The organism is Micromonospora cabrerizensis (genome assembly GCF_022230955.1).
GTDB lineage: Bacteria > Actinomycetota > Actinomycetes > Mycobacteriales > Micromonosporaceae > Micromonospora > Micromonospora cabrerizensis.
In genome coordinates, this window is sequence record NZ_JAKKFI010000057.1 from 75,409 (window position 1) to 95,837 (window position 20,429).

13 protein-coding genes are annotated in these 20,429 nt (G+C 68.4%); 4 read left to right on the plus strand and 9 right to left on the minus strand.

Annotated elements, in window-relative coordinates; all coding sequences use genetic code 11:
* Window positions 1-136: 136 nt before the first annotated feature.
* Window positions 137-1,327 carry a helix-turn-helix domain-containing protein gene (locus LADH09A_RS12355; protein WP_238645081.1) on the minus strand — a complete coding sequence of 397 codons (1,191 nt, stop codon included), beginning with the start codon at window positions 1,325-1,327 and terminating at the stop codon, window positions 137-139.
* Between the two features lie 170 nt (window positions 1,328-1,497).
* Here LADH09A_RS12355 and LADH09A_RS12360 point away from each other — a divergent pair, with 170 nt between their 5' ends.
* A complete protein-coding gene (locus LADH09A_RS12360; protein ID WP_238645028.1) occupies window positions 1,498-2,037 on the plus strand; it encodes an NUDIX domain-containing protein in 540 nt (179 codons plus the stop codon).
* Between the two features lie 183 nt (window positions 2,038-2,220).
* Window positions 2,221-3,855: a P-loop ATPase, Sll1717 family gene (locus LADH09A_RS12365; protein ID WP_238645029.1), complete on the plus strand. Its 1,635-nt coding sequence runs from the start codon at window positions 2,221-2,223 to the stop codon at window positions 3,853-3,855.
* 96 nt (window positions 3,856-3,951) lie between these two features.
* Here LADH09A_RS12365 and LADH09A_RS12370 read toward each other — a convergent pair whose 3' ends face one another.
* From LADH09A_RS12370 to glgX, 4 genes are all read right to left on the minus strand, one after another.
* Entirely contained in the window at window positions 3,952-5,670 is a 1,719-nt protein-coding gene (locus LADH09A_RS12370) for a hypothetical protein (RefSeq protein WP_238645030.1), read from the minus strand.
* 343 nt (window positions 5,671-6,013) lie between these two features.
* Complete coding sequence (gene treZ, locus LADH09A_RS12375; RefSeq protein WP_238645031.1) at window positions 6,014-7,738, minus strand: malto-oligosyltrehalose trehalohydrolase; 1,725 nt, start codon at window positions 7,736-7,738, stop codon at window positions 6,014-6,016.
* Window positions 7,735-10,041, minus strand: a complete 2,307-nt coding sequence (gene treY, locus LADH09A_RS12380) for a malto-oligosyltrehalose synthase (protein WP_238645032.1) — start codon at window positions 10,039-10,041, stop codon at window positions 7,735-7,737. Before treY ends, treZ begins: the two co-directional genes overlap by 4 nt.
* A 1-nt stretch (window position 10,042) precedes the next feature.
* Entirely contained in the window at window positions 10,043-12,160 is a 2,118-nt protein-coding gene (glgX, locus tag LADH09A_RS12385) for a glycogen debranching protein GlgX (protein WP_238645033.1), read from the minus strand.
* Window positions 12,161-12,639: 479 nt separating this feature from the next.
* Here glgX and LADH09A_RS12390 point away from each other — a divergent pair, with 479 nt between their 5' ends.
* Complete coding sequence (locus LADH09A_RS12390) at window positions 12,640-13,938, plus strand: glycosyltransferase family 4 protein (protein WP_238645082.1); 1,299 nt, start codon at window positions 12,640-12,642, stop codon at window positions 13,936-13,938.
* A gap of 319 nt (window positions 13,939-14,257) precedes the next feature.
* Here the strand turns inward: LADH09A_RS12390 and LADH09A_RS12395 are convergent, their stop codons facing one another.
* From LADH09A_RS12395 to LADH09A_RS12410, 4 genes are all read right to left on the minus strand, one after another.
* A complete protein-coding gene (locus tag LADH09A_RS12395; RefSeq protein WP_238645034.1) occupies window positions 14,258-15,541 on the minus strand; it encodes a citrate synthase in 1,284 nt (427 codons plus the stop codon).
* 209 nt (window positions 15,542-15,750) lie between these two features.
* The gene (locus LADH09A_RS12400; RefSeq protein WP_238645035.1) at window positions 15,751-17,784 is read right to left on the minus strand and encodes a sulfatase-like hydrolase/transferase; all 2,034 of its coding nucleotides are present in this window, start codon (window positions 17,782-17,784) and stop codon (window positions 15,751-15,753) included.
* On the minus strand, window positions 17,777-19,207 hold the full coding sequence (locus LADH09A_RS12405) for a class I SAM-dependent methyltransferase (RefSeq protein ID WP_238645083.1): 1,431 nt from the start codon (window positions 19,205-19,207) through the stop codon (window positions 17,777-17,779). The genes LADH09A_RS12400 and LADH09A_RS12405 overlap by 8 nt, the downstream gene beginning before the upstream one ends.
* Window positions 19,208-19,224: 17 nt before the next feature.
* The gene (locus tag LADH09A_RS12410) at window positions 19,225-19,374 is read right to left on the minus strand and encodes a hypothetical protein (protein WP_165947858.1); all 150 of its coding nucleotides are present in this window, start codon (window positions 19,372-19,374) and stop codon (window positions 19,225-19,227) included.
* A 192-nt stretch (window positions 19,375-19,566) separates the two neighbouring features.
* On the opposite strand from LADH09A_RS12410, the gene LADH09A_RS12415 reads away from it, so the two are divergent.
* Window positions 19,567-20,424 carry an arginase family protein gene (locus tag LADH09A_RS12415; protein WP_238645036.1) on the plus strand — a complete coding sequence of 286 codons (858 nt, stop codon included), beginning with the start codon at window positions 19,567-19,569 and terminating at the stop codon, window positions 20,422-20,424.
* Window positions 20,425-20,429: the final 5 nt, after the last annotated feature.

The following is a 20,429-nucleotide window of genomic DNA, read 5'->3' on the forward strand; positions in this document are numbered from 1 at the left end:
CTGACTGCTCATCCCCGCCTCCTCCGGTGGAGACCCAGCAGCTCAGGATCGACCGTTGCCGCGCTGGGCCATCAGGACGTGCTCACGTCCCAAACCGGACAGTAGGGCGGATTCGTGATGCTGTGATTACTGGCAGTTATGCGGCCAGGTTGATGCCGATGCGGCCGGCGAGCAGCCGCAGTTCGTCGGGGATGGCGCGGCGCTGGGCACGCTGCGCCAGGGTCACCACGGCATCGCGGGCGAGGGGGTTGATAGCGAACGGGATCGGTGCTGCCCGCTCGGCCTGCACGAATGCTGCCAGCGCCTCAGCGTCGCGGCGACCGCCGTCCGCCAGAGCGCGACCGAGGTCGAGCCAATAGGACTGTTGGCGGATGGAGGCTGCGAGCACCTGCGGCCGGACCGTCCGGGCCAGCTCGATGACGCGGCCGGACTCTCCCTGCTCGGCCGCGATCGACATCTCCCACAGTCCGACGTTGGTTGGTCCGAATCCACAGCCGTTGAATCCCGCGCCGTCGACCGGATCCCCGAGGGTCGCCGCCTCACGGGCCGCCTCTACGAGGTGATCACGAGCTACGTCCAGGCGACCGCTGACCGTCGATGTCAACGCGGCCGAGAGATGGAGCTGTCCGAGCATCTGTCGCACCCGCTTGTCGGCGGCGTCAGCTTGCAGCTCGGTTAGTGACCGGTCGGCGGCACGGGCCGCGACGGGTGCGGACTCAATCGGCAGGCTTTGTGCATAGGCGAAGCGGGAGGCCGCGATCCATGCCGGGTCCTCGGTGTCTTCGGCGACCGCCCCAGCGAGTCGGGCGGCGTTGAGGGCCAGATGGCGGTAGCCGAGATTTCGCAGGCAGGTCGCGGCCTGGTAGGCGACCTGGACGAGCACGGTGCCGCCTACGGCGGCGGCCTCAAGCAGGAGGTTGGGCAACATGCGAGCCATCGCCGGGTAGTTGCACGAGGTACGGAGCTGCTCGGCGCGGGCAATCTCGGCCGCCAAGTGATCCGTTGTGTAGGTCGACGGGCGGCGCTCGCCGTCCTCGACCTCGATCAGAGCCGACCAGATCGCCGGCACGCATTCGGCGGCGCTCTCACGGGCCGGATCACCGGACTCGGTGCCCTGGCCGAGCAGGTCAGCCACCGTGACCTGGAGTGCGGCGGCGAGAGCGACCAGAGTGGAGCGACGGTCGATGGTCTTCCGACCTGACTCAACCTGCGACACGTACGACTGGGTGACACCAGCGAGCCCCGCGAGGACGGCCTGAGTCATGCCGCCACGGCGCAATCGCCAGTACCGGATCCTGGCACCGATGGTGCCCCGCTCACTCACCATGCCTTCGCCCACTCCCAAGTAGAGGACTGGAAAGCGGCCGGGGACGAAAACCCCCGCACGGGTGGACGGTACACCGAAAAAGCGTGCCAGTAGTGACGCTGACCACCTGCGAAACTTCGCAGGCATCATGCGTCCAACGCACTGTGTCAGCGTTGACTATCGTCACTGGCATGACGTGGACAGATCCCACGACCTGGTACTCCAATCTCGCAGCCTTCCACGCCGCCGCAGCCGCCTTCATGACAGACCCGGCGGGCAACGTGCTGCTCGTCAAGCCGACCTATCGCGACTACTGGGCCTTCCCTGGCGGCTATGTAGACGCAGGCGAGCACCCACATGAGGCTTGCGCTCGCGAGATTCGCGAGGAATTAGGGCAGACGGTTGTGGTGGGCGACCTGCTCGTTGTGGACTGGGCACCCCCTGCCGGGCAACGACCCCGAGCCATCATCAACTTCATCTTCGACTGCGGCACCCTCGCCAGCCTCGATGGAATTGGGTTCCGGAAGGAGGAGATAGAAGCTGGCGGGTTCTTCTCAGCAGAGGAGGCAGCGCGGCGTCTTCCCAGCAAAGTTACTCCGCGAGTCTATTGGGCAACGTACGCGCAAAGGCGTCAGACAACGGCCTTCCTCATCGACGGCACGGCCAAGAGCCAACCGCCAACCGACGTTGCGGGCGGCTGGGAATCCCGGGCCAAACCCCTAGAGCCATAAGGCCGAGTCCACGCCGGTCGACCTCCGCACATCTCTCAGCTCACCACAAGTAGTTGACACCGCCGACACAAGAGGTGTGTCAAGAACGCGACGATTAGTCACCGGAGACCGAGCGACTAAGTACAGTAGCCAACCATCGTGCAGCCACAGGATCTGGATCGGCGAAACGAAGGATGGTACGAAGTGGGCAAATCTACCCCGAACGCTATCACAAATCGGCGGATCCAGAGCGATTTTAATCTTGGTGGCGGCGCGGCAGAGGCCGACGGCCTGCTCCAAGAAGCCTTCTTCGAAACGGGCCATTACAGGGCCATAGTTAGCCGCAGGGAGCGGAAGTGTTTTCTTGTCGGACGCACTGGCAGCGGAAAGTCAGCCGCCCTGCAGAAGGTCGAAGAAGAACACCGATCTCACGTCATTCGCATCAATCCCGAAGACCTGTCTCTTCCCTACATTACTGACCTTGGCGTAGTTCGGTATCTCTCATCCCTTGACGTCCACATGGACCCGTTGTTCATCGCATTGTGGAAGCACGTACTTTTGATCGAAATAATCAAGCATCGTTACAACGTTGATTCCCCGGGCGCAATGCAGCGGTTTATGTCTATCCTGATGGATCGCATCAAAAAGGACCGGAGCAAGCAAGCGGCTCTAGAGTACCTTGAAGAGTTCGAGGGCCGATTCTGGTGCGAGACAGACGAGCGGGTGAGAGAGATAACCAAACGGTTCGAGAGTCAGATCGAGGCGGAAGCTGGCGGCAAACTGCCGGGCACGGTCGGCATCAAGTCAAGCGGCAGCTCAACCAAGACGGTGGAAGAACGAGCCGAGATGGCTCAACGTTTTCAGCGCATTGTTAACGAAACTCAACTTCCGCGACTGAACAAGATGATGACAGTGTTAGACGACGACATCCTCGACTCACCTCAACATTACACTTACATCGTAATCGACGACCTAGATCGTGACTGGGCTGACGAGAAGGTCAAGAACGACCTCATCCGATGCCTCTTCCGGACAGTGGCCGAGCTGGTGCGGGTCGACAATTTGAAGATTCTTGTGGCCCTGCGGACCAACATTCTTGAATCTTTGGATTTCGGCCAGACAGGCGGGCAAGAGGAAAAGTTCCGTGCGCTTAGCTTACGGGTTCGTTGGACCAGAGGCGACTTACATGAGTTGCTCGACGGCAGAACCCACGTAGCTGCCGAACGGCATGGACTAACACATATTCAGTCGCTCGCCGACTTGCTGCCTGCGCCTACGAAGAACCGACCGGACCCACTAGGCGTCATCCTAGCTAGAACGTTGATGCGCCCCCGCGACGCGATCGCATTCCTCAACCAGTGCCTAGAGAATTCAAGCGGCGAGGAGCGCATTACATGGGAAGCAATTCATTCCGCTGAGCAATCCTACTCCGCAGACAGGCTGTTAGCGCTACGCGACGAGTGGAAGCCAACTTACGCAGGGATCGACCGTGTCTTGCAGAACTTCACTGGCGCCCCGCGGATCATGAACTCTGACGAGCTGATTATCCACCTGGACAACTGCATCCTCCTCTCAACAGATCCCGATTTTTCCGGCAATCGGTGGATGGCCGAGGTTGGCAATGCAGCTCTATACGGCTACGGCGACTGGGCCGAGATGTATCACCCACTGGTGAAGCTTCTCTATAATATCGGCTTCTTAGGTTGCTCTCTAGGAAAGAAAAATCCCATGATCTACAGCCACGACGACATTGACTTTATGAACAAAGCGGCCACACTACGAGAAATCGCGTCTTTCGCAGTCCATCCTGCATTCCAGCCAGCACTCGATGTCTTCTAGTGGGCAAGAACCTGTATTCTTGCACGGACTGATCCCGAAAGGGCCGAGAGTACACGACTGAACGGGAGGACTACGTGGTCCGCTTGAAAGGGATCCCTAAGGGCTAGGTGAACCCGCCGGAGCGACGTAAATTTGGCCCGCTGCCTCCATGCCCATCGGCAGGACCGGAGCTTCCGCCTCAAGCTCGTTCGCCGTAATAGTCTGGACTTGGATCACGGCACCGTCGACACATTTCCACTTCCCATCGGCATCACTGCCGGACCCGACGGCCGCACTAATATCTCCTCTGTTAGTCAACTCCATTTTGCCGCCGTAAAACTGGACGGGACCAAGGTCGAAGCGATGCCCCGCGAACACCATTGCGAAGCTGCCGAATCGACCTACAACAGCACCAGATGCGTTAAAGAAATTTGATCGCACGACTTCCTCCAGAGCGTCCGCACGGAAGCTCATTCGGATCGTCTTATATGGCCATTCGGCGTGGCCGTCTCGCACCAACGCGCCCAGTGCCTCTAGTTCGCGTAAGTCGTTTCCAGTCAACCCTTCAGGCAGCGGCCACTCTTGCTCGAAGTACTCCTGAACATCATCGAGCGCAATGATAAGTCGCGCGAGCTTCTGTTCGTACGATGAAAGCGCCCCCGGGACGGTGGCCTTGGCGAAAGTAGAGCGCCCTCGCTTGAACTCGATCTCACGTCCTTCGGCAAGGGCGAGCATTAGTTCAGCTGTCGGCCGTAAATCGCACGGTAGACTGCCGAACGGGGAGGCAAAGTTGAAAGTAAAGTTGCAAGAACCGTCAATGTTATCGTGGATGAGTCTGACGCTTAGAAATCCCCCGGCATCTTGCCCTGAGAGGGTGACCCCGCGCGCTCCACTCACGCGATTCGTGAATTGAAAGGGCACGACCGCGACTCGGCTTCCAGATCGAGCTCGAAGCTCCAGTGTGCAAGCAAGCGGCAAGCCCTCGCCGTTCTCCCTCGTTCGGATCTCGAGCGCGTGTGTATCCTGTGGTCTATCGAACCCAAGAGCCCGCTGCTCCTCCTCAGGAAGATTAATGTTGAGGTTCTCAACATAGCGGCCAGGTATGGTGGCTTTGCCACCATAGTTCTTTACTTGCCACCACTGCATCTCGAAATGCTGCGCCTCGGGATCATCTGACGGGAAAGCAAACGTCGGCTCGTACGCGAACGGGTGCTCCTTGGCCGCTCCGGGATACCGCTCCCGAAAGGAGAAGACCAGTCCCTCGGGGGTGCGCGCGGGGTCCGCTACCCAGTGCAAGGAAAGAGTGTCCCCGAGGGCGGTGAGGGCTGCGAGCCGCCCGGCATAGTCCCGAAGTCCCCCAGCCAGCACCTCCTGTTCATGCTTGTACTGCCTCGCCAATTCGAGAAGATGGCCGCTCTCTCCCTCAAGCGCGCGGCGGAGATGCTGACGCCTCTCGAACTGACCGTCGAGCCAGTCAATTCCGCGCCATTCAAGTACGATCGGCGCGAAGTCCTCCCGCAGCCGATCGAACCAAGAAAGCTCACTCGGCGACGGATTGAGAGGAATAACCAAGATCCATAGATCGGGGTCGTGCTTCCTCGCGACCTTCAGCGACTTCCCAATCTGTCGCTTGTGGCTGTTTGTCAGCCGTCCGGCCATCGACTTGATCTCGAAGATCTTTCTGCCGTCGGCCGTCCGCCACGTTCTGCTGTCCTGACCACCGTCCCCGCCCGAACCATCAATCGCCTCAGCTCCAGGCTCGTCCTCTCGAATCATCGCCTGAATCACGCGCTCAAACCGTCGCGGGTCCTCCGGTATCCGGTGCCACTGGATCACGACTACTCCTGAAGGGACGTACTGCGCTAGACGGCGAACACCGTACTGTGCTGGTACGACAGTAGGCGCATGCGTCGTGCGAATCCGATCCATCTGGCTTCGAACCGACTCGGGTCCTTAGGCCAGTTGGCAAGAGCCGCACGGCCCGCCGTCGGCATGAGCCCAACCGCCGGCTTCCCCCATCCAAGGTCGAGGTGCCGCCGTCAAAGCCATCGCGGTCGGCGAAGTTTAGAAACTGATCCTGCGATGGGCCGGATAAGCAGCCAGAGCTCCGCTACACATTCATCGACGAGCGTTAGCGTAGGCAGAACCCGGAACGCACGCCTGCCAACGCTGCTTTCTGTCACAGCGCCACGATCGCAGCAGTCTCCGCAGGCAGTTGGATCCGGTCCCGCATAACGGTGACCCCCTCCCCCGTAGCCAGCAGCACCCGCCGTGCCACCCCAGGCAGCGACACCCCCTGCCCCCGCCCAGCCAGGTTCGCCACCACCAGCGTGTCCCCTCGCCGCATCACCAGGAACTGGTCCCCGTGCTGCACAGAAACCTCGTTCAGCCGAGGATCCGACAGATCAGGCAGCGACCGCCGCAGCCCAATCAGCCGCTGGTAGAACGCCAACATCTCCCGATGCTCAGGCTTGTCCAGCTCGGCCCAGTCCAACCGCGACCGTACGAACGTCTGCGGGTCCTGCGGATCCGGCACGTCCCCCTCGGGCCACCCGTGCGACGCGAACTCCCGCCGCCGCCCGGTGCGCACCGCAGCCGCCAATTCCGGCTCCGGGTGCGACGTGAAGAACTGCCACGGCGTAGAAGCAGCCCACTCCTCCCCCATGAACAACATGGGGGTGAACGGCGCGGTCAGCAGCAACGTGGCCCCGACGCGCAGCAGAGAAGGCGACAGCGAAGCCGAGATCCGGTCCCCGGTGGCCCGGTTCCCGATCTGGTCGTGGTTCTGCAGGTACGCCACGAACCGGTGCCCCGGCACCCGAGGATCGACGGGCCGCCCATGGTGCCGGTTACGGAAGCTCGACCAGGTGCCCGCGTGGAAGAACCCGCCGGTCAGCACGTCCGACAGCGTCTCCAAAGACCCGAAGTCCCCGTAGTACCCCTGCCGCTCCCCCGTCAGCAACGTGTGCAGCGCGTGGTGCGCATCGTCGTTCCACTGGGCGTGCAGCCCGAACCCACCCGCCTCGCGCGGCGTGATGAGCCGCGGGTCGTTGAGGTCGGACTCGGCGATGAGCGACAACGGCCGCCCCAGGTGCGTCGACAACGACTCGACGGAAACCGCCAGCTCTTCCAAGATCGGCACGGCCCGCGAGTCGGGCAGCGCGTGCACGGCGTCCAGGCGCAGCCCGTCGACGTGGTAGTCGCGCAGCCACATGAGCACGCTGTCGATGATGTAGCGGCGTACCTCGTCGGAGTGCGGGCCGTCCAGGTTGACCGAGCGGCCCCAACTGTTGCTCTGCTCGGCGAGGTAGGGCCCGAACTGCGGCGCGTAGGCCCCGGAGGGCCCGAAATGGTTGTAGACGACGTCGAGGATCACCCCCAGACCGCGAGCATGGGCAGCGTCGACGAACCGTTTCAGGCCGTCGGGGCCGCCGTAGGGCTCGTGCGGGGCATACCAGCAGACGCCGTCGTACCCCCAGTTGTGTTCGCCGTTGAAGGCGTTGACCGGGAGCAGCTCGACCAGGTCGACGCCCAGCGACACCAGGTGGTCGAGGCGGTCGATGGCCGCGTCGAAGGTGCCTTCCGGGGTGAAGGTGCCGATGTGCAGCTCGTAGAGGATGCTGCCGGGCAGTTGCCGGCCGGTCCACGAGCTGTCGGACCACGCGAAGGCCGCGTGGTCGTAGCGTCGGCTCGGCCCGTGCACCCCCGCAGGCTGCCACGGCGACCGGGGGTCGGGCAGCGGGGTTTCGTCGTCGTTCAGCAGAAAGGAGTAGTCGAGGCCGGCGTCGGGGACGTCGACTCGCCACCACCCGTCGGCGGCGGCGCGCATCTCGTGGTCGGCGTCGCCGGCCAGGCGCAGCCGGACGCGGGTGGCGTCCGGGGCCCACACGGAGAATTCGGTCATGAAGCAGCCTCCACGGAAGCGGTGGGAGGAGCCAGCAGTGCGACGGGATAGTCGGCCAGGATTTCGTCCAACGGCGTCTCCCCGCCACTGTAGACCCGGCCGGTGAACAGGTCGGTAACCTCGTTAACGGGAAGCGACAGGGCGGTGTCACACCAGCCGCCGGCGCGGGCCAGGCCCAGCGGCAGCCGGGTCGCCACGCTGATCGCGCCACCCCGGTCGAACGCCACAACGTGCCGGCCCACCGGGCCGTGCGCCGGCACCGGCCGGTAGCCGGTGAACAGCTCCGGGTGCGACCGCCGCAACCGCAGGGTCCGCGACACCACCAGCAGCTTGGCGGCGCCGTCGGTGTCGATCGGGGGCCGCCAGCCGCCGTCGATCCGTGCCAGCAACTCTCGGCGTACGTCGAAGTCGACCGGGCGGCGATTGTCCGGGTCGACCAGGGAGTTGTCCCACAGCTCGGTGCCCTGGTAGGTGTCCGGCACACCGGGCATGGTGAGCTGCACGAGCTTCTGCCCGAGCGAGTTGCACCAGCCGGCGGGGGTGATCGCGGCGGCGAGTTCGGTCAGCTCGTCGTGCAGGCTCGGGTCGTCGTACATCCGGTCAACCACGGCGTGCAGGGCCTGCTCGAAGGCCGCGTCCGGGTCGCCCCAACTGGTCGAGGCCCCGGCCTCCCGGGCGGCCTTCTCCACGTACGCGTGCAGTCGCTCCCGTTCGATCGGCCAGGCGCCGACGGCGGTCTGCCACAGCAGGTGGGCGAACGACGGGTCGGGCAGTGGGGCGTACTCCATCCAGGCAGTGACCTGCTCGGCCCAGCGGCCCGGCAGCTCGCTGAGCACGGCGAGGCGGGCGCGGACGTCCTCGCCGCGTTTGGTGTCGTGGGTGGAGAGGGTGGTCATGCTGGCGGGCCAGCGCACCTGGCGGGCGGCGGCGAAGCGGTGGAACTCCGCCGGTGGCACCCCGAAGTGGGCGGGGCTGTCGCCGACCTCGTTGAGCGCCACGAACCGGCTCCACCGGTAGAACGCGGTGTCCTCCACGCCCTTGGCCATGACCGCGCCGGTGAGCTGCGGGAATCGTTGGCCCAGCTCGTCGTCGGGGTCGCGCAGCCGGCGGGTGATCGCGTCCAGGGAGGCCGCCAGGTCGGGGCGGCGGCGGCCGGCCTCGGAGCGGGCGGCGGCGAGGTGACGGGCGCCGTGCGGCGGGTAGCCGCGGTAGACCGGGAACGCGGCGGCCAGCTCGGCGAGCGCCGCGCGGGCCTGCTCGCTGGGCACCTCAGGGGCGAGGGCGGCCAGCCGGGTCAGCTCGGCAGCGAGGAGCTGGGTGGCGGCGGCCAGCTTCGTGGTGTGGGTCAGGTCCTCCCAGGACGTGTGCTGCCCGGTGAGTCGGTTGTCCAGGGCCGTGAAGTCGCCCTCGGCGTCGGTGTCGACGAACAGCCCGCCGACCGCTGCCAGGGCGTCGTAGCCGGTCGTGCCGTCCACCGGCCAGTCCGGCAGCTCCTCGCCGTACTCCAGGATCTTCTCCACCACGAGCCAGGCCTGCGGCGCGGCGGCCCGCAACCGGGTCAGGTAGCCGGCCGGGTCGCGCAGGCCGTCCGGGTGGTCGACGCGGATGCCGTCGACCTCCCCGGCAGCGGCCCAGCGCAGGATGAGGTCGTGGGTGGCGGCGAACACCGCCGGGTCTTCCACGCGCAGACCCGCCAGGCCCGCGATGGCAAAGAACCGGCGGTACGTCAGCTCGGCGTCACCCCGACGCCAGGAGACCAGCTCGTAGTGCTGCCGGTCGTGCACGTCCGCCGCGCTGCCGTCGCCGGTGCCGTCGGCGATCGGGAAGCGGTGCTCGTGGTAGCGCAGCTCGTTGTCGACCACCTTGAGGTCGTCCAGGGCGGCCGGGTCGTCGCCCAGCACCGGCAGCAGCAGTCGGCCCCGGTCCCAGTCGATGTCGAACCAGTCGGCGTACGTCGAGTCGCGCCCCCGGCGCAGCACGTCCCACCAGGCGGGGTTGGCCGCGGGGACGGCAACCCCGGCGTGGTTGGGCACGATGTCGACAACCAGCCCGAGCCGCCTGTCGCGCAGCGCGCGCAGCAGCCGCTGCCGGGCGGCCTCCCCGCCCACCTCCGGGTTGACCTCCCGGTGGTCGACCACGTCGTAGCCGTGCTGCGAGCCGGGGGTGGCCGTCAGCAGCGGGGCGCTGTAGAGGTGACTGACACCGAGGTCGTCGAGGTAGTCGACGATCGCGGCGGTGGCGTCCAGATCGAAGCCGGGGCGGACCTGGACGCGGTAGGTGGCCTTGGGAGGGGTGGCCGACATGTCAGATCGTCCTTTCCAGCACCACCAGGGAACGGTCCGGCACCCGGATGGTGCCGCCCGCGCTGATCACCGTGGCGTCGCCCGGCTCCGGTTCGGCCGTGCTGATCACCCGTTCCCACTTCTGGCCGTACTCGCTGCCGGGCATGGTGAAGTCCAGCGGCGCGTCGTGGGCGTTGAAACACAGCAGGAACGAGGCGTCGTGGTGTTTCTGGCCGTACTGGCCGCGCTCGCGGATACCCTCACCGTTGACGAACAGCGCCACCGAGCGGCCGAAGTCGTTGCCCCAGTCGTCGCCGGTCATCTCCCGCCCGTCCGGGGTGTGCCAGGCCAGGTCGGGCAGCGGCTCGTCGCTGCCACGCCCGCCCACCGGCAGGCCGGTGAAGAACCGGCGGCGGCGGAACACCTGGTGCCGTTTGCGGAACGCGGTCAACGTCTGCACGAACTGCAACAGGTGCTCGTCGACGTTGTCCCAGTCGACCCAGGCCAGCTCGCTGTCCTGGCAGTAGACGTTGTTGTTGCCGTGTTGGGTGCGACCCAACTCGTCGCCGTGGCCGATCATCGGCACGCCCTGCGACAGCATCAGCGTGGCCAGGAAGTTGCGCCGCTGCTTGGCCCGCAGCGCGAGCACCGCCTCGTCGTCGGTGTCGCCCTCGACGCCGCAGTTCCAGGAGCGGTTGTGGCTCTCGCCGTCCCGGTTCTCCTCGCCGTTGGCCTCGTTGTGCTTGTCGTTGTACGACACCAGGTCGTTGAGCGTGAACCCGTCGTGCACGGTGACGAAGTTGATGCTGTGGAACGGGCGACGGCCGTCGTCCTGGTAGAGGTCGGCGGAGCCGGAGATCCGCGACGCGAACTCGGCGAGGGTGGCCGGCTCACCGCGCCAGAAGTCCCGGACCGTGTCGCGGTACTTGCCGTTCCACTCCGTCCACAACGGCGGGAAGTTGCCCACCTGGTAGCCGCCGGGGCCGACGTCCCACGGTTCGGCGATCAGCTTCACCTGACTGACCACCGGGTCCTGCTGCACCACCTCGAAGAACGTGGAGAGCCGGTCGACCTCGTAGAACTCGCGGGCCAGGGTGGCGGCCAGGTCGAAGCGGAAACCGTCGACGTGCATCTCGGTCACCCAGTACCGCAACGAATCCATGATCAGTTGCAGCGAGTGCGGGCTGCGTACGTTGAGGCTGTTGCCGGTGCCCGTGTAGTCGACGAAGTAGCGGCGGTCCTCCTCGCTGAGCCGGTAGTAGCTCGGGGCGTCCACACCCTTGAAGCTCAACGTCGGCCCGAGGTGGTTGCCCTCGGCGGTGTGGTTGTAGACCACGTCGAGGATGACCTCGATGCCGGCCGCGTGCAGCGCCTTGACCATGCCCCGGAACTCCTGCACCTGCTGGCCGGTCCGGCCCAGCGCGGAGTAGCCGTGGTGCGGGGCGAAGAAGCCGATGGTGTTGTAACCCCAGTAGTTGCGCAGCCCCAGGTCCACCAGACGGTGGTCGTGCACGAACTCGTGCACCGGCATCAACTCGATCGCCGTCACCCCGAGCCGGGTCAAATATTCGATCATCGGCGGGGAGGCGATGGCCGCGTACGTGCCGCGCAGCTCCTCCGGGATGTCCGGGTGGCGCATGGTCAGCCCGCGCACGTGCGCCTCGTAGATCACCGAGTGGTGGTAAGGGGTGCGCGGCGGCTTGTCGTTGCCCCAGTCGAAGTACGGGTTGACCACCACCGACTTCGGCATGAACGGCGCCGAGTCGGCCTCGTTCATCCGCTCCGGCTCGCCCATGTCGTAGTCGTAGACCGCCGGGTCCCACTGGACGTCACCGTCGATGGCCTTGGCGTACGGGTCGAGCAGCAGCTTGTGCGGGTTGCAGCGCAGCCCGTTCGCCGGGTCGTACGGGCCGTGCACCCGGTAGCCGTAGCGCTGGCCCGGCTCGATGCCCGGCAGGTACGCGTGCCACACGTAGGCGTCCACCTCGCGCAGCTCCACGCGGCGCTCCGCGCCGGTGTCCCACTCGTCGAAAAGGCACAGCTCGATCCGCTCGGCCACCTCGGAGAAGATGGCGAAGTTGGTGCCCATCCCGTCGTAGGTGGCGCCCAGGGGGTACCGCTCGCCCGGCCAGACCTGCATGTCGCTCCTTCAGACCATGGTCGTGTGCACACCGCGCCACGAACGCGCCGGGCGTGAGGCCGCCCCGCGCGCACGCGGGTATTGCCCCCGGCCCGGGCGCGCCAATCCATCCTTTCAGGCGATGGGCAAAAACCACCTGTCTGATGGGCGCTACACCCTTCAGGTGTCCTCCGTCACGATGACCCCATTCAAGGTGCGTTCTTGGGCCGAATGGACTTTCCTTGACCGGGGACAAGCGTTCGCGTGTGCCCGCCAGGCCCTCGGCCACCCCTTACACCTCTTACTCCGCCGCCACTGACGCCGGCGCGTATCCCCATGCATGGACGGAGATTGATGTGACCCTGCGGGTCGACGAGCAGCTCGCTGCCACCAAGGACCGGGCCCACCGGCCCACCCTGACCTCCCGGCCCCAGCTCCCCGCGCAGCCCGGCCCGACAGCGCAGCCCGGCACGCCCGCGCCGACGCCGTCCAGCTCCGGGATGCCCCCGCAGACCCGTCGCATCCTCATGCTGTCCTGGGAGTACCCGCCGGTGCTCGTCGGCGGCCTCGGCCGACACGTGCACGCCCTCTCCGTCGCCCTCGCCGCCGCCGGCCACGAGGTCACCGTCGTCACCCGCCACAGCGAAGGCGCACCCCTGGAGGAGTACGCCGACGGCGTCCGCATCCTGCGCGCCCCCGAAGACCCGGTGACCTTCCCCCTCGCCACCGGCTCCCTGCTGGCCTGGACCATGGCCTTCAACCACACCCTCACCCGCACCGCCCTACGCGCCACCCAGGCCGGCTCGTACGACGTCATCCACGCCCACGACTGGCTCGTCGCGCACACCGCGATGACGTTGCGCGACCACCTGGACATCCCGCTGGTCAGCACGATCCACGCCACCGAGGCCGGCCGGCACCAGGGCTGGCTGCCGGAGGAGATGAACCGCACCATCCACGGTGTGGAGCAGTGGCTCACCAGTGAGTCCGGCCGGGTGATCGTCTGCTCCGGCTACATGCGCGACGAGGTGAACGCGCTCTTCGGCGTACCGGCCGGACGGGTCGACGTGGTCGCCAACGGCGTCGAGCCGCACCGCTGGCGGGTGCCCGCCCGCGCCGTGGCCGCCGCCCGGGCCCGCTTCGCCGGGGACGGCCCGCTGGTCACCTTCGCCGGCCGCCTCGTGTACGAGAAGGGCGTCCAGCACCTCATCGCCGGGCTGCCCCGACTGCGCGAACGCCACCCCGGGCTGCGCGCCGTCATCGCCGGCGACGGCCCGTACCGTGCCGAGCTGGAGGCCGAGGTGCACCGCCGCGGCCTCGGCGGCATGGTCACCATGCCGGGCTTCCTCGGCGGCACCGACCTGCCGGCGCTGATGGCCGCGTCCGACTGCTTCGCCGTGCCGAGCATCTACGAGCCGTTCGGCATGGTCGCCCTGGAAGGCGCCGCGGCCGGCGCGCCCCTCGCCGTCGCCGCCACCGGTGGCCTCGCCGAGATCGTCGAGCCGGGCGTCACCGGGATGACCTTCCGCCCGCACGACCCGGACGGGCTCACCGACGCCGTGGACGCCCTGCTGTCCGACTCCGACCGCGCCCGCGTCATGGCCCGACGCGCCCGCCGGATGGTCCACGACCAGTACGGCTGGTCGGCCATCGCCCAGCGCACCGCCGCCAGCTACGCCGCCGCCATCACCTCGGACGCCACGTTCACCGCCCAGCGCGCCGAGCAGCGCATGTCCCAGGGTCGTGCCCTCCCGGCGCTCCCCGAAGGCAACCTGCTGGCCGCCGCCGGTCTGCGCTGAGCCGCCCCGCTTTTTCCTTGATCGACTCGGTTTCCTGGAAGTCGGGCCATCCCCCGGCTTGATCGACTCGGCTTTCAGGAAATCGGGCCATCCCCCGGCTTGATCGACTCGGCTTTCAGGAAATCGGGCTTTCCAACGCGCCCGGACACCCCGACTTTCACGAAACCGAGTCGATCAAGCGCCAGCCCCACCGGCCGGGGGCCGACCAGGGCGACCACCGTCGACGCCGGACACGCGGCAGGCCGTCGACCTGGATCGGTCGACGGCCTGCCGATGGTGCAGAAAACCGATGGTGCGGGAGAGCGGGTGGAGACAGACGTCAGCGGTCGGCGAAGGGGACGTAGTCCCGCTCGGCGGAGCCGACGTAGACCTGCCGCGGACGGCCGATCTTGGTCTCCGGGTCGTTGATCATCTCGCGCCACTGGGCGATCCAGCCGGGGAGCCGGCCGAGCGCGAAGAGGACCGTGAACATCTTGGTCGGGAAGCCCATGGCCTTGTAGATCAGGCCGGTGTAGAAGTCCACGTTCGGGTAGAGCCGCCGGGAGACGAAGAAGTCGTCGGCGAGCGCGATCTCCTCCAGCTCCATGGCGATATCCAGCAGCGGGTCGGGCTTGGCCATCCGGCCCAGCACGTCCTGCGCGGCCTTCTTGACGATCGCCGCCCGCGGGTCGTAGTTCTTGTAGACCCGGTGGCCGAAGCCCATCAGCTTGACGCCGTCCTCCTTGTCCTTGACCTTGCGGACGAAGGACCGGACGTCGCCGTCGCCGGCGTGGATCTGCTGGAGCATCTCCAGCACCGCCTGGTTGGCGCCGCCGTGCAGCGGGCCGAACAGCGCGTTCACGCCGGCGGAGACCGAGGCGAACAGGTTGGCGTTGCTGGAGCCGACCAGGCGGACGGTCGACGTGGAGCAGTTCTGCTCGTGGTCGGCATGCAGGACGAAGAGCATGTCCAGCACCTTCGACATCACCGGGTCGACCTCGTACGGCTCCGCCGGCACGCCGAACGTCATCCGCAGCAGGTTGTCCACGTACCCCAGCGAGTTGTCCGGGTAGAGCAGCGGCTGCCCGATGGACTTCTTGTACGCGTACGAGGCGATGGTGGGCACCTTCGCCATGAGCCGGACCGTGGAGATCTCCACGTGCTCGGAGTCGAACGGGTCCAGGCTGTCCTGGTAGAAGGTGGACAGGGCGCTCACCGCGGAGGACAGCACCGCCATCGGGTGGGCGTCCCGGGGGAAGCCGTCGAAGAAGCGACGCATCTCCTCGTGCAGCAGCGAGTGCCGCCGAATCCACTCGGTGAACTCGGTCAGCTGCTGCTCGCTCGGCAGCTCACCGTAGATGAGCAGGTACGAGACCTCCAGGAAGGAGGACTTCTCGGCCAGCTGCTCGATCGGGTATCCCCGGTAACGCAGGATCCCCGCGTCGCCGTCGATGTAGGTGATCGCGGATGAGGCAGCGGCGGTGTTGACGAAACCGGGGTCGTACGTGGTCATCCCGGTTTCCTTCAGCAGCTTGCTCACCCCGATACCGGCGGGGCCCTCGACCGCGGGATGTACCGGCATCGACAGCTGCCCACCGGGGTGATCGAGCTTGACTTCCGTCATGTGGTTCCTCGCTTCGCCGGCAGATCTACGTTGAATTGCCTTCGCTTCTACCGTAATTGCGGCTCGGGGGACAACGCCCGCCGTGGTTCGGCGGTGAGGCCTGCGTCACCCCGGTTCCCGACCGGGCCGCCGGGAAACCCGACATCCCGCTGGGCGGGACACGGACGACACGGACCCGGGAGCCACGGCGACACCCCTGACCGAGCAGGTCACGAGAGGGCAAGGCGTCGCAGCGTACCGTCCGTCGCCACCTCGTAGACGTCGAGCTGGTTGGTGCCGGCGCGAAACAGCCTGTCGTCGGTGAGCAGCGCGGCGAACCGGCGTCCGTCGGGGTCGGCCGGCACGACCGGGACGACGGCCCCGATCCGGCCGTTGACGGCCACCGCCAGCAGGGTGCCGTCCGGGATCCGGTCCGGGACGTCCCCCCAGACGAGCGCCGGAAGGGTGCCCGTGTCCGGGTCCATGGCCGTGAACGCGGCGAGGTCGGCGACGCGGGCGCTGCCGGCGGCCGGGCCGGCGCGCACCTCGGTGCCGACCAGGGGGTGCGGTGTCGGCAGCGGCGGCGGGGTGGGCACCCCGCCGGGGAAGGTGACCGGTTCACCGGGGCGGTCGTAGAAGTGTTTCGTGCCGTCGGCGCGCGGGGCCTGCCGGGCGGAGCGGCCGTCGACGCGCCAGGGCAGCCGGATGTTGGCCTCGTCGGCGACGGTCGGCAGCAGGTCGACGTGTTCCCAGTTGCGGTCGTCCACGCGCCCGGTCTGCTGGCGGGGTTCCTTGACGAACATCGGCACCCAGGCGACCTCGCCGGCGGCGGCCCTGATCGCGTCGATGCCCCGGCCCTGTGCGCCGGGGCGGAAGCTGACGCCGTGGTCGGCGGTCACCACGACGAGGGCCTGGTCGTAGAGGCCGCTGGCGCGCAGGGTCCGCAGGGTCTCGCCGATCAGCCGGTCGGTGTAGCCGAGCTGGGCCAGGTGCCGCTGCCGGGCCAGGTCGACCCAGCCGGGGCCGTCGTTGGGCAGGTCCTCGGGGGCGTCGTAGCGGGCCCCGGACGGCAGGTACGCCCACGGTGAGTGCGGCATCAGCAGGTGCAGGAAGTGCAGGGTGGGCCGGGGCGTGGGCTTCAACCCGGCCAGGAAGCTGGTGAACCGGGCCGGCTGGTTGTCGTCCAGGCTGTCCCAGCGGAACTTCGGGTCGGCGGGCACCGGCTCGGCGGCGTCCAGGCCGGCCTCGGCGCGGGTCTGCTCGCGGTAGGAGTCCTCCGGGTCGACCGCGCTCTCCGTCGGCCCGGCGATCCGGCCGAGCAGCCTGCCGGTCTCCCGGGCCAGCACCCCGAGCCCCTGCTCGGGGGTGACCGGCTGCTCGCAGCGGCTGGGCGGGCACAGCCGGGTGATGCTCTCCTCGGCGCGGATGTCGTACAGGCCGCCGAAGGCGGTGAAGATGTTGTCCGGGTACTGCGAGTAGTGCGGGGCGACCGGCTTGGCCGGGTAGCGGCCGGTGAGCATCGCCGGCAGCGCGTTGGGCGTCCACCCGCTGACGCCGGTGGCGTTGCGGTACCAGGTCGAGTCGCCGGCAAGCTCCGCGAAGTGCGGGTACCGGGTCGCGTCGATCCGCCCGTCGGCGCCAAGCAGGCTGACCAACGGCAGCTCGTCGAGGATCAGCATCACCACCGGCGGGTGCACGCCGCTGCCCTGGGCGGTGCCGGCCGCGCCGCCGTCGCCGCGCGGCAACACCACCGCCGAGGTGGGCGAGGCCAGCAGGAAGAGCGCCAGGAAGGCGACCGGTCCGGCGGCGGCCAGTCGCAGCACCCGGCCCGGCGCCCGCCACCGCCGGTGTGCGGCCGCGCCGGCGGCCCCGGCCAGCACGGCCACCAGCAGCAGGGGTACGCCCCGAAGCGGCGTCACGTGTCGACCCACCTGCACGGCGAGGGCGGCCAGCAGCAGGCCGACGAGCCCGGTGTGGGTGAGGGCGCGGGCGGTCCGGCCGGCCAGGCGGCTGAGCGCGCCGAGCAGCGCCACCGCGATGGTGGGGAGCACCGCCACCAGGGCGACCAGCAGCAGGATCTGGGCCGGGTCGGCACGGTGGAACAGGAAGAAGTCGGGGCTGCGTCCGAGGACGTCCAGCAGTGGCTGGGTGACCACCAGGCCGACCAGCGCCACCACTTCCAGCAGCCGGCCCAGCTCGCTCCGCCAGCCCTGGTACCACCGCGTGGAGGCCGCGGGCGGGTCGGCGGCGGCCGGTTCAGCCACCCATCACCGCCCGGTAGAGCGTGCGGGTGCCCGAGGGCAGTTCCAGTCGTTCGGTGATCCGGCCCCGGGCGGCCAGCAGCGCCTCGAAGGTGTCGCGCCGGTAATCCGGGAAGAGGCCGGCGGGCTTGTTGGCCAGCAGCCGGGTCGCCATCGGGTCCTCCGGGTGGACGAACTCCACCACCACCGCGCCACCCGGCGCGGTCAGCCCGGCCAGCCAGTCGATGACCTCCGGCAGCGGCACGTTGCGCCCGATCGCCAGGTGGTGCACGACGGCCAGGGCGAGCACCACGTCGGCGGATGCCCGTTCGGCGAAGCCGGCCCTCTCGACACCCCGCCAGCCGCCGCCCGGTGACGGGTCGGCGAGGTCCAGCACCAGGGGCAGGATCCGGCGCTGCCCCTCGGAGCGCAGCTTGCGGTACAGCTCGTCGACCACGGCCGGGTCCTGCTCGACGGCGACCACGTAGTCGGCGTGCCCGGCCGCCAGCCGGGAGTACCGGCCGTCGTTGGCGCCGAGGTCGAGCACCAGGCGGGGACGGGCACCGGCGGCCACCGAGGTGGCGACGAACTGCTCCTTCGCCACCCGGTCGCGTGCCGAGTAGCCGCAGGTGTTCTGGTAGTCCGACCAGTGCGTCCCGGCCGGGCGGTGGTCCAGCTTGCGGACCAGTTTCTCGATGCCGCGTACGGTGGCCAGCAGCAACTCCCGGGAGAAGCCGGCGGCCCGCAGTTGGTCGCGGACGTCGCTGGTGCTGGCGGCGGCGTTGCGCTGCTGCATGGCGCCGTGCAGGTGCAGGTGGGTCAGCACGCCGGGGCGCAGCCGGCGGGCCCCGCCGAAGAGCGGGCGCAGCTCGTCGGCCTCGATGCCGTCGACGCGGGCGCGCAGCCACGGTTGGAAGTCGACGCCGAGGTGGGCGGTGAGCATCAGCGGGTAGAGCACGGTCTGGCAGAACTGCTGGTAGCCGGCCCACGGTTCGCCCTCTCGGGCCGGCTCGAAGGAGCCGATGTCGATGAAGACCGGGTCGGTACCGTGCCACTGGAGGTTGTACGCCGACCCGTCCTTGGTGATGAAGCCCTCGCCGAGCGCGGCCCGCAGGATCTCCACGTGCAGCAGCGCGGCGTCGCGCAGCATACTGAACGACCACTCGTACGGGTGGGAGACGAACGGGATGCGCTCGTGGCGCAGCACGGCGGCCCACGGCTTCCCGGTCGAGGCGGGCACCAGTGTCGACGGGGCGTCCTCGGTGGCGCAGACCTTGCCCGCGGCGACGAGCGCCGGGAAGAACGTGCTGGCGGTCAGCGCCCGCCAGTGCTCGGCGGCCTGGGTGTCCAGCCCGCGCAGCACCTCGTCGCCGACGTGGAAGACCCGGTTGGCCGGGTCACGGAAGGAGGCCGGCTCGGGCCGTACCTGGGTGGGTGAGATCGCCATCGCCGGGACCGGCCCGCTCACCGCTGGTCGGTGGGCTGCCGGCGGAACCGGTCGACCAGCCGTCGCCAGTAGAGCTTGGCGGCGACCGCGGCGCCGGCCACCCCGCCGACGACCGCCTGCACGATCAGGCTGCCGGATCCCGCGTCCAGGTAGGCCAGATGTTCCACCGATCGCTCCTTGCCCTCGCCGTCTCGACACCGGCGTCCCGGCCGTACACCGGTGAGGCTTTTGACCCAGAAAGCCGGACTTGTCCCTCACCGTACGCCGGTCGTCAGCGCCGTCGCGGCCACATCGGCGGACTCCCAGCCTCGCCACAGAATGTGGCCGGACACCTCCGGCCCCGCCGGTACGCTGCGGACGTGCGCTGGACGGTCGTGGACGCTCCGCTGGACTCCTCCGGCGCCGGGCGCGGTGAGGAACGGGCCCCCGCCGCGCTGCGCGACGCCGGCCTGCTGGACGCCCTGGCCGCCGACGACGGTGGCCGGGTGGACGAGGCGTTCCTGAGCGATGCTGCCCGCGACCCGGCGAGCGGGGTGATCGGCGCCGCCGGCCTGGTCCGGGCCGGCGCGGCCATCACCGCCCGGATCGTGGCGCTGATCGCCGACGGTCGGCGGCCGTTGGTGCTCGGCGGCGACTGTGCCATCCTGCCCGGCATCTGCCGTGCCCTGCCGCCGACGACCGAGCTGTGGTTCGTCGACGCCCACCCGGACTTCCTCGACGGCGTGACGTCGCCGACCGGCGAGGCCGCCGACATGGACCTCTCGGTCGTCACCGGGCACGGCCCGGTGGCCGCCATCGGCTGCGACGGCCCGCTGCTCGACCCCGGCCGGGTCCACCTGCTCGGGCACCGCCCGGCCACCGACGACAGCAGCCGGGCCGAGGCGGCCCGGATCGACCCGGCGATCCACCAGGTGCCCGCCGCCGAACTGCTCCGCCGGGGCGCGGGCACGGTCGGGGCGAGCCTGGCCACCGGCGGCGACGGACCGGCCTGGCTGCACCTCGACCTGGACGTGGTGGACCCACGGGACCTACCGGCGGTGACCTACCCCGAGCCGGACGGCCCCCGCTGGGCGGACCTGATCGCGCTGGTCACGCCCCTGGCCCGCGCCGACCGGCTGCTCGGGATGAGCGTGACCGACCTGAACACCGACGAGGACCCCGACGGGCGTCACACGCGACGCGTCGTCGAGGTCCTCGCCGAGGTGCTGGGCCGCTGACCAGG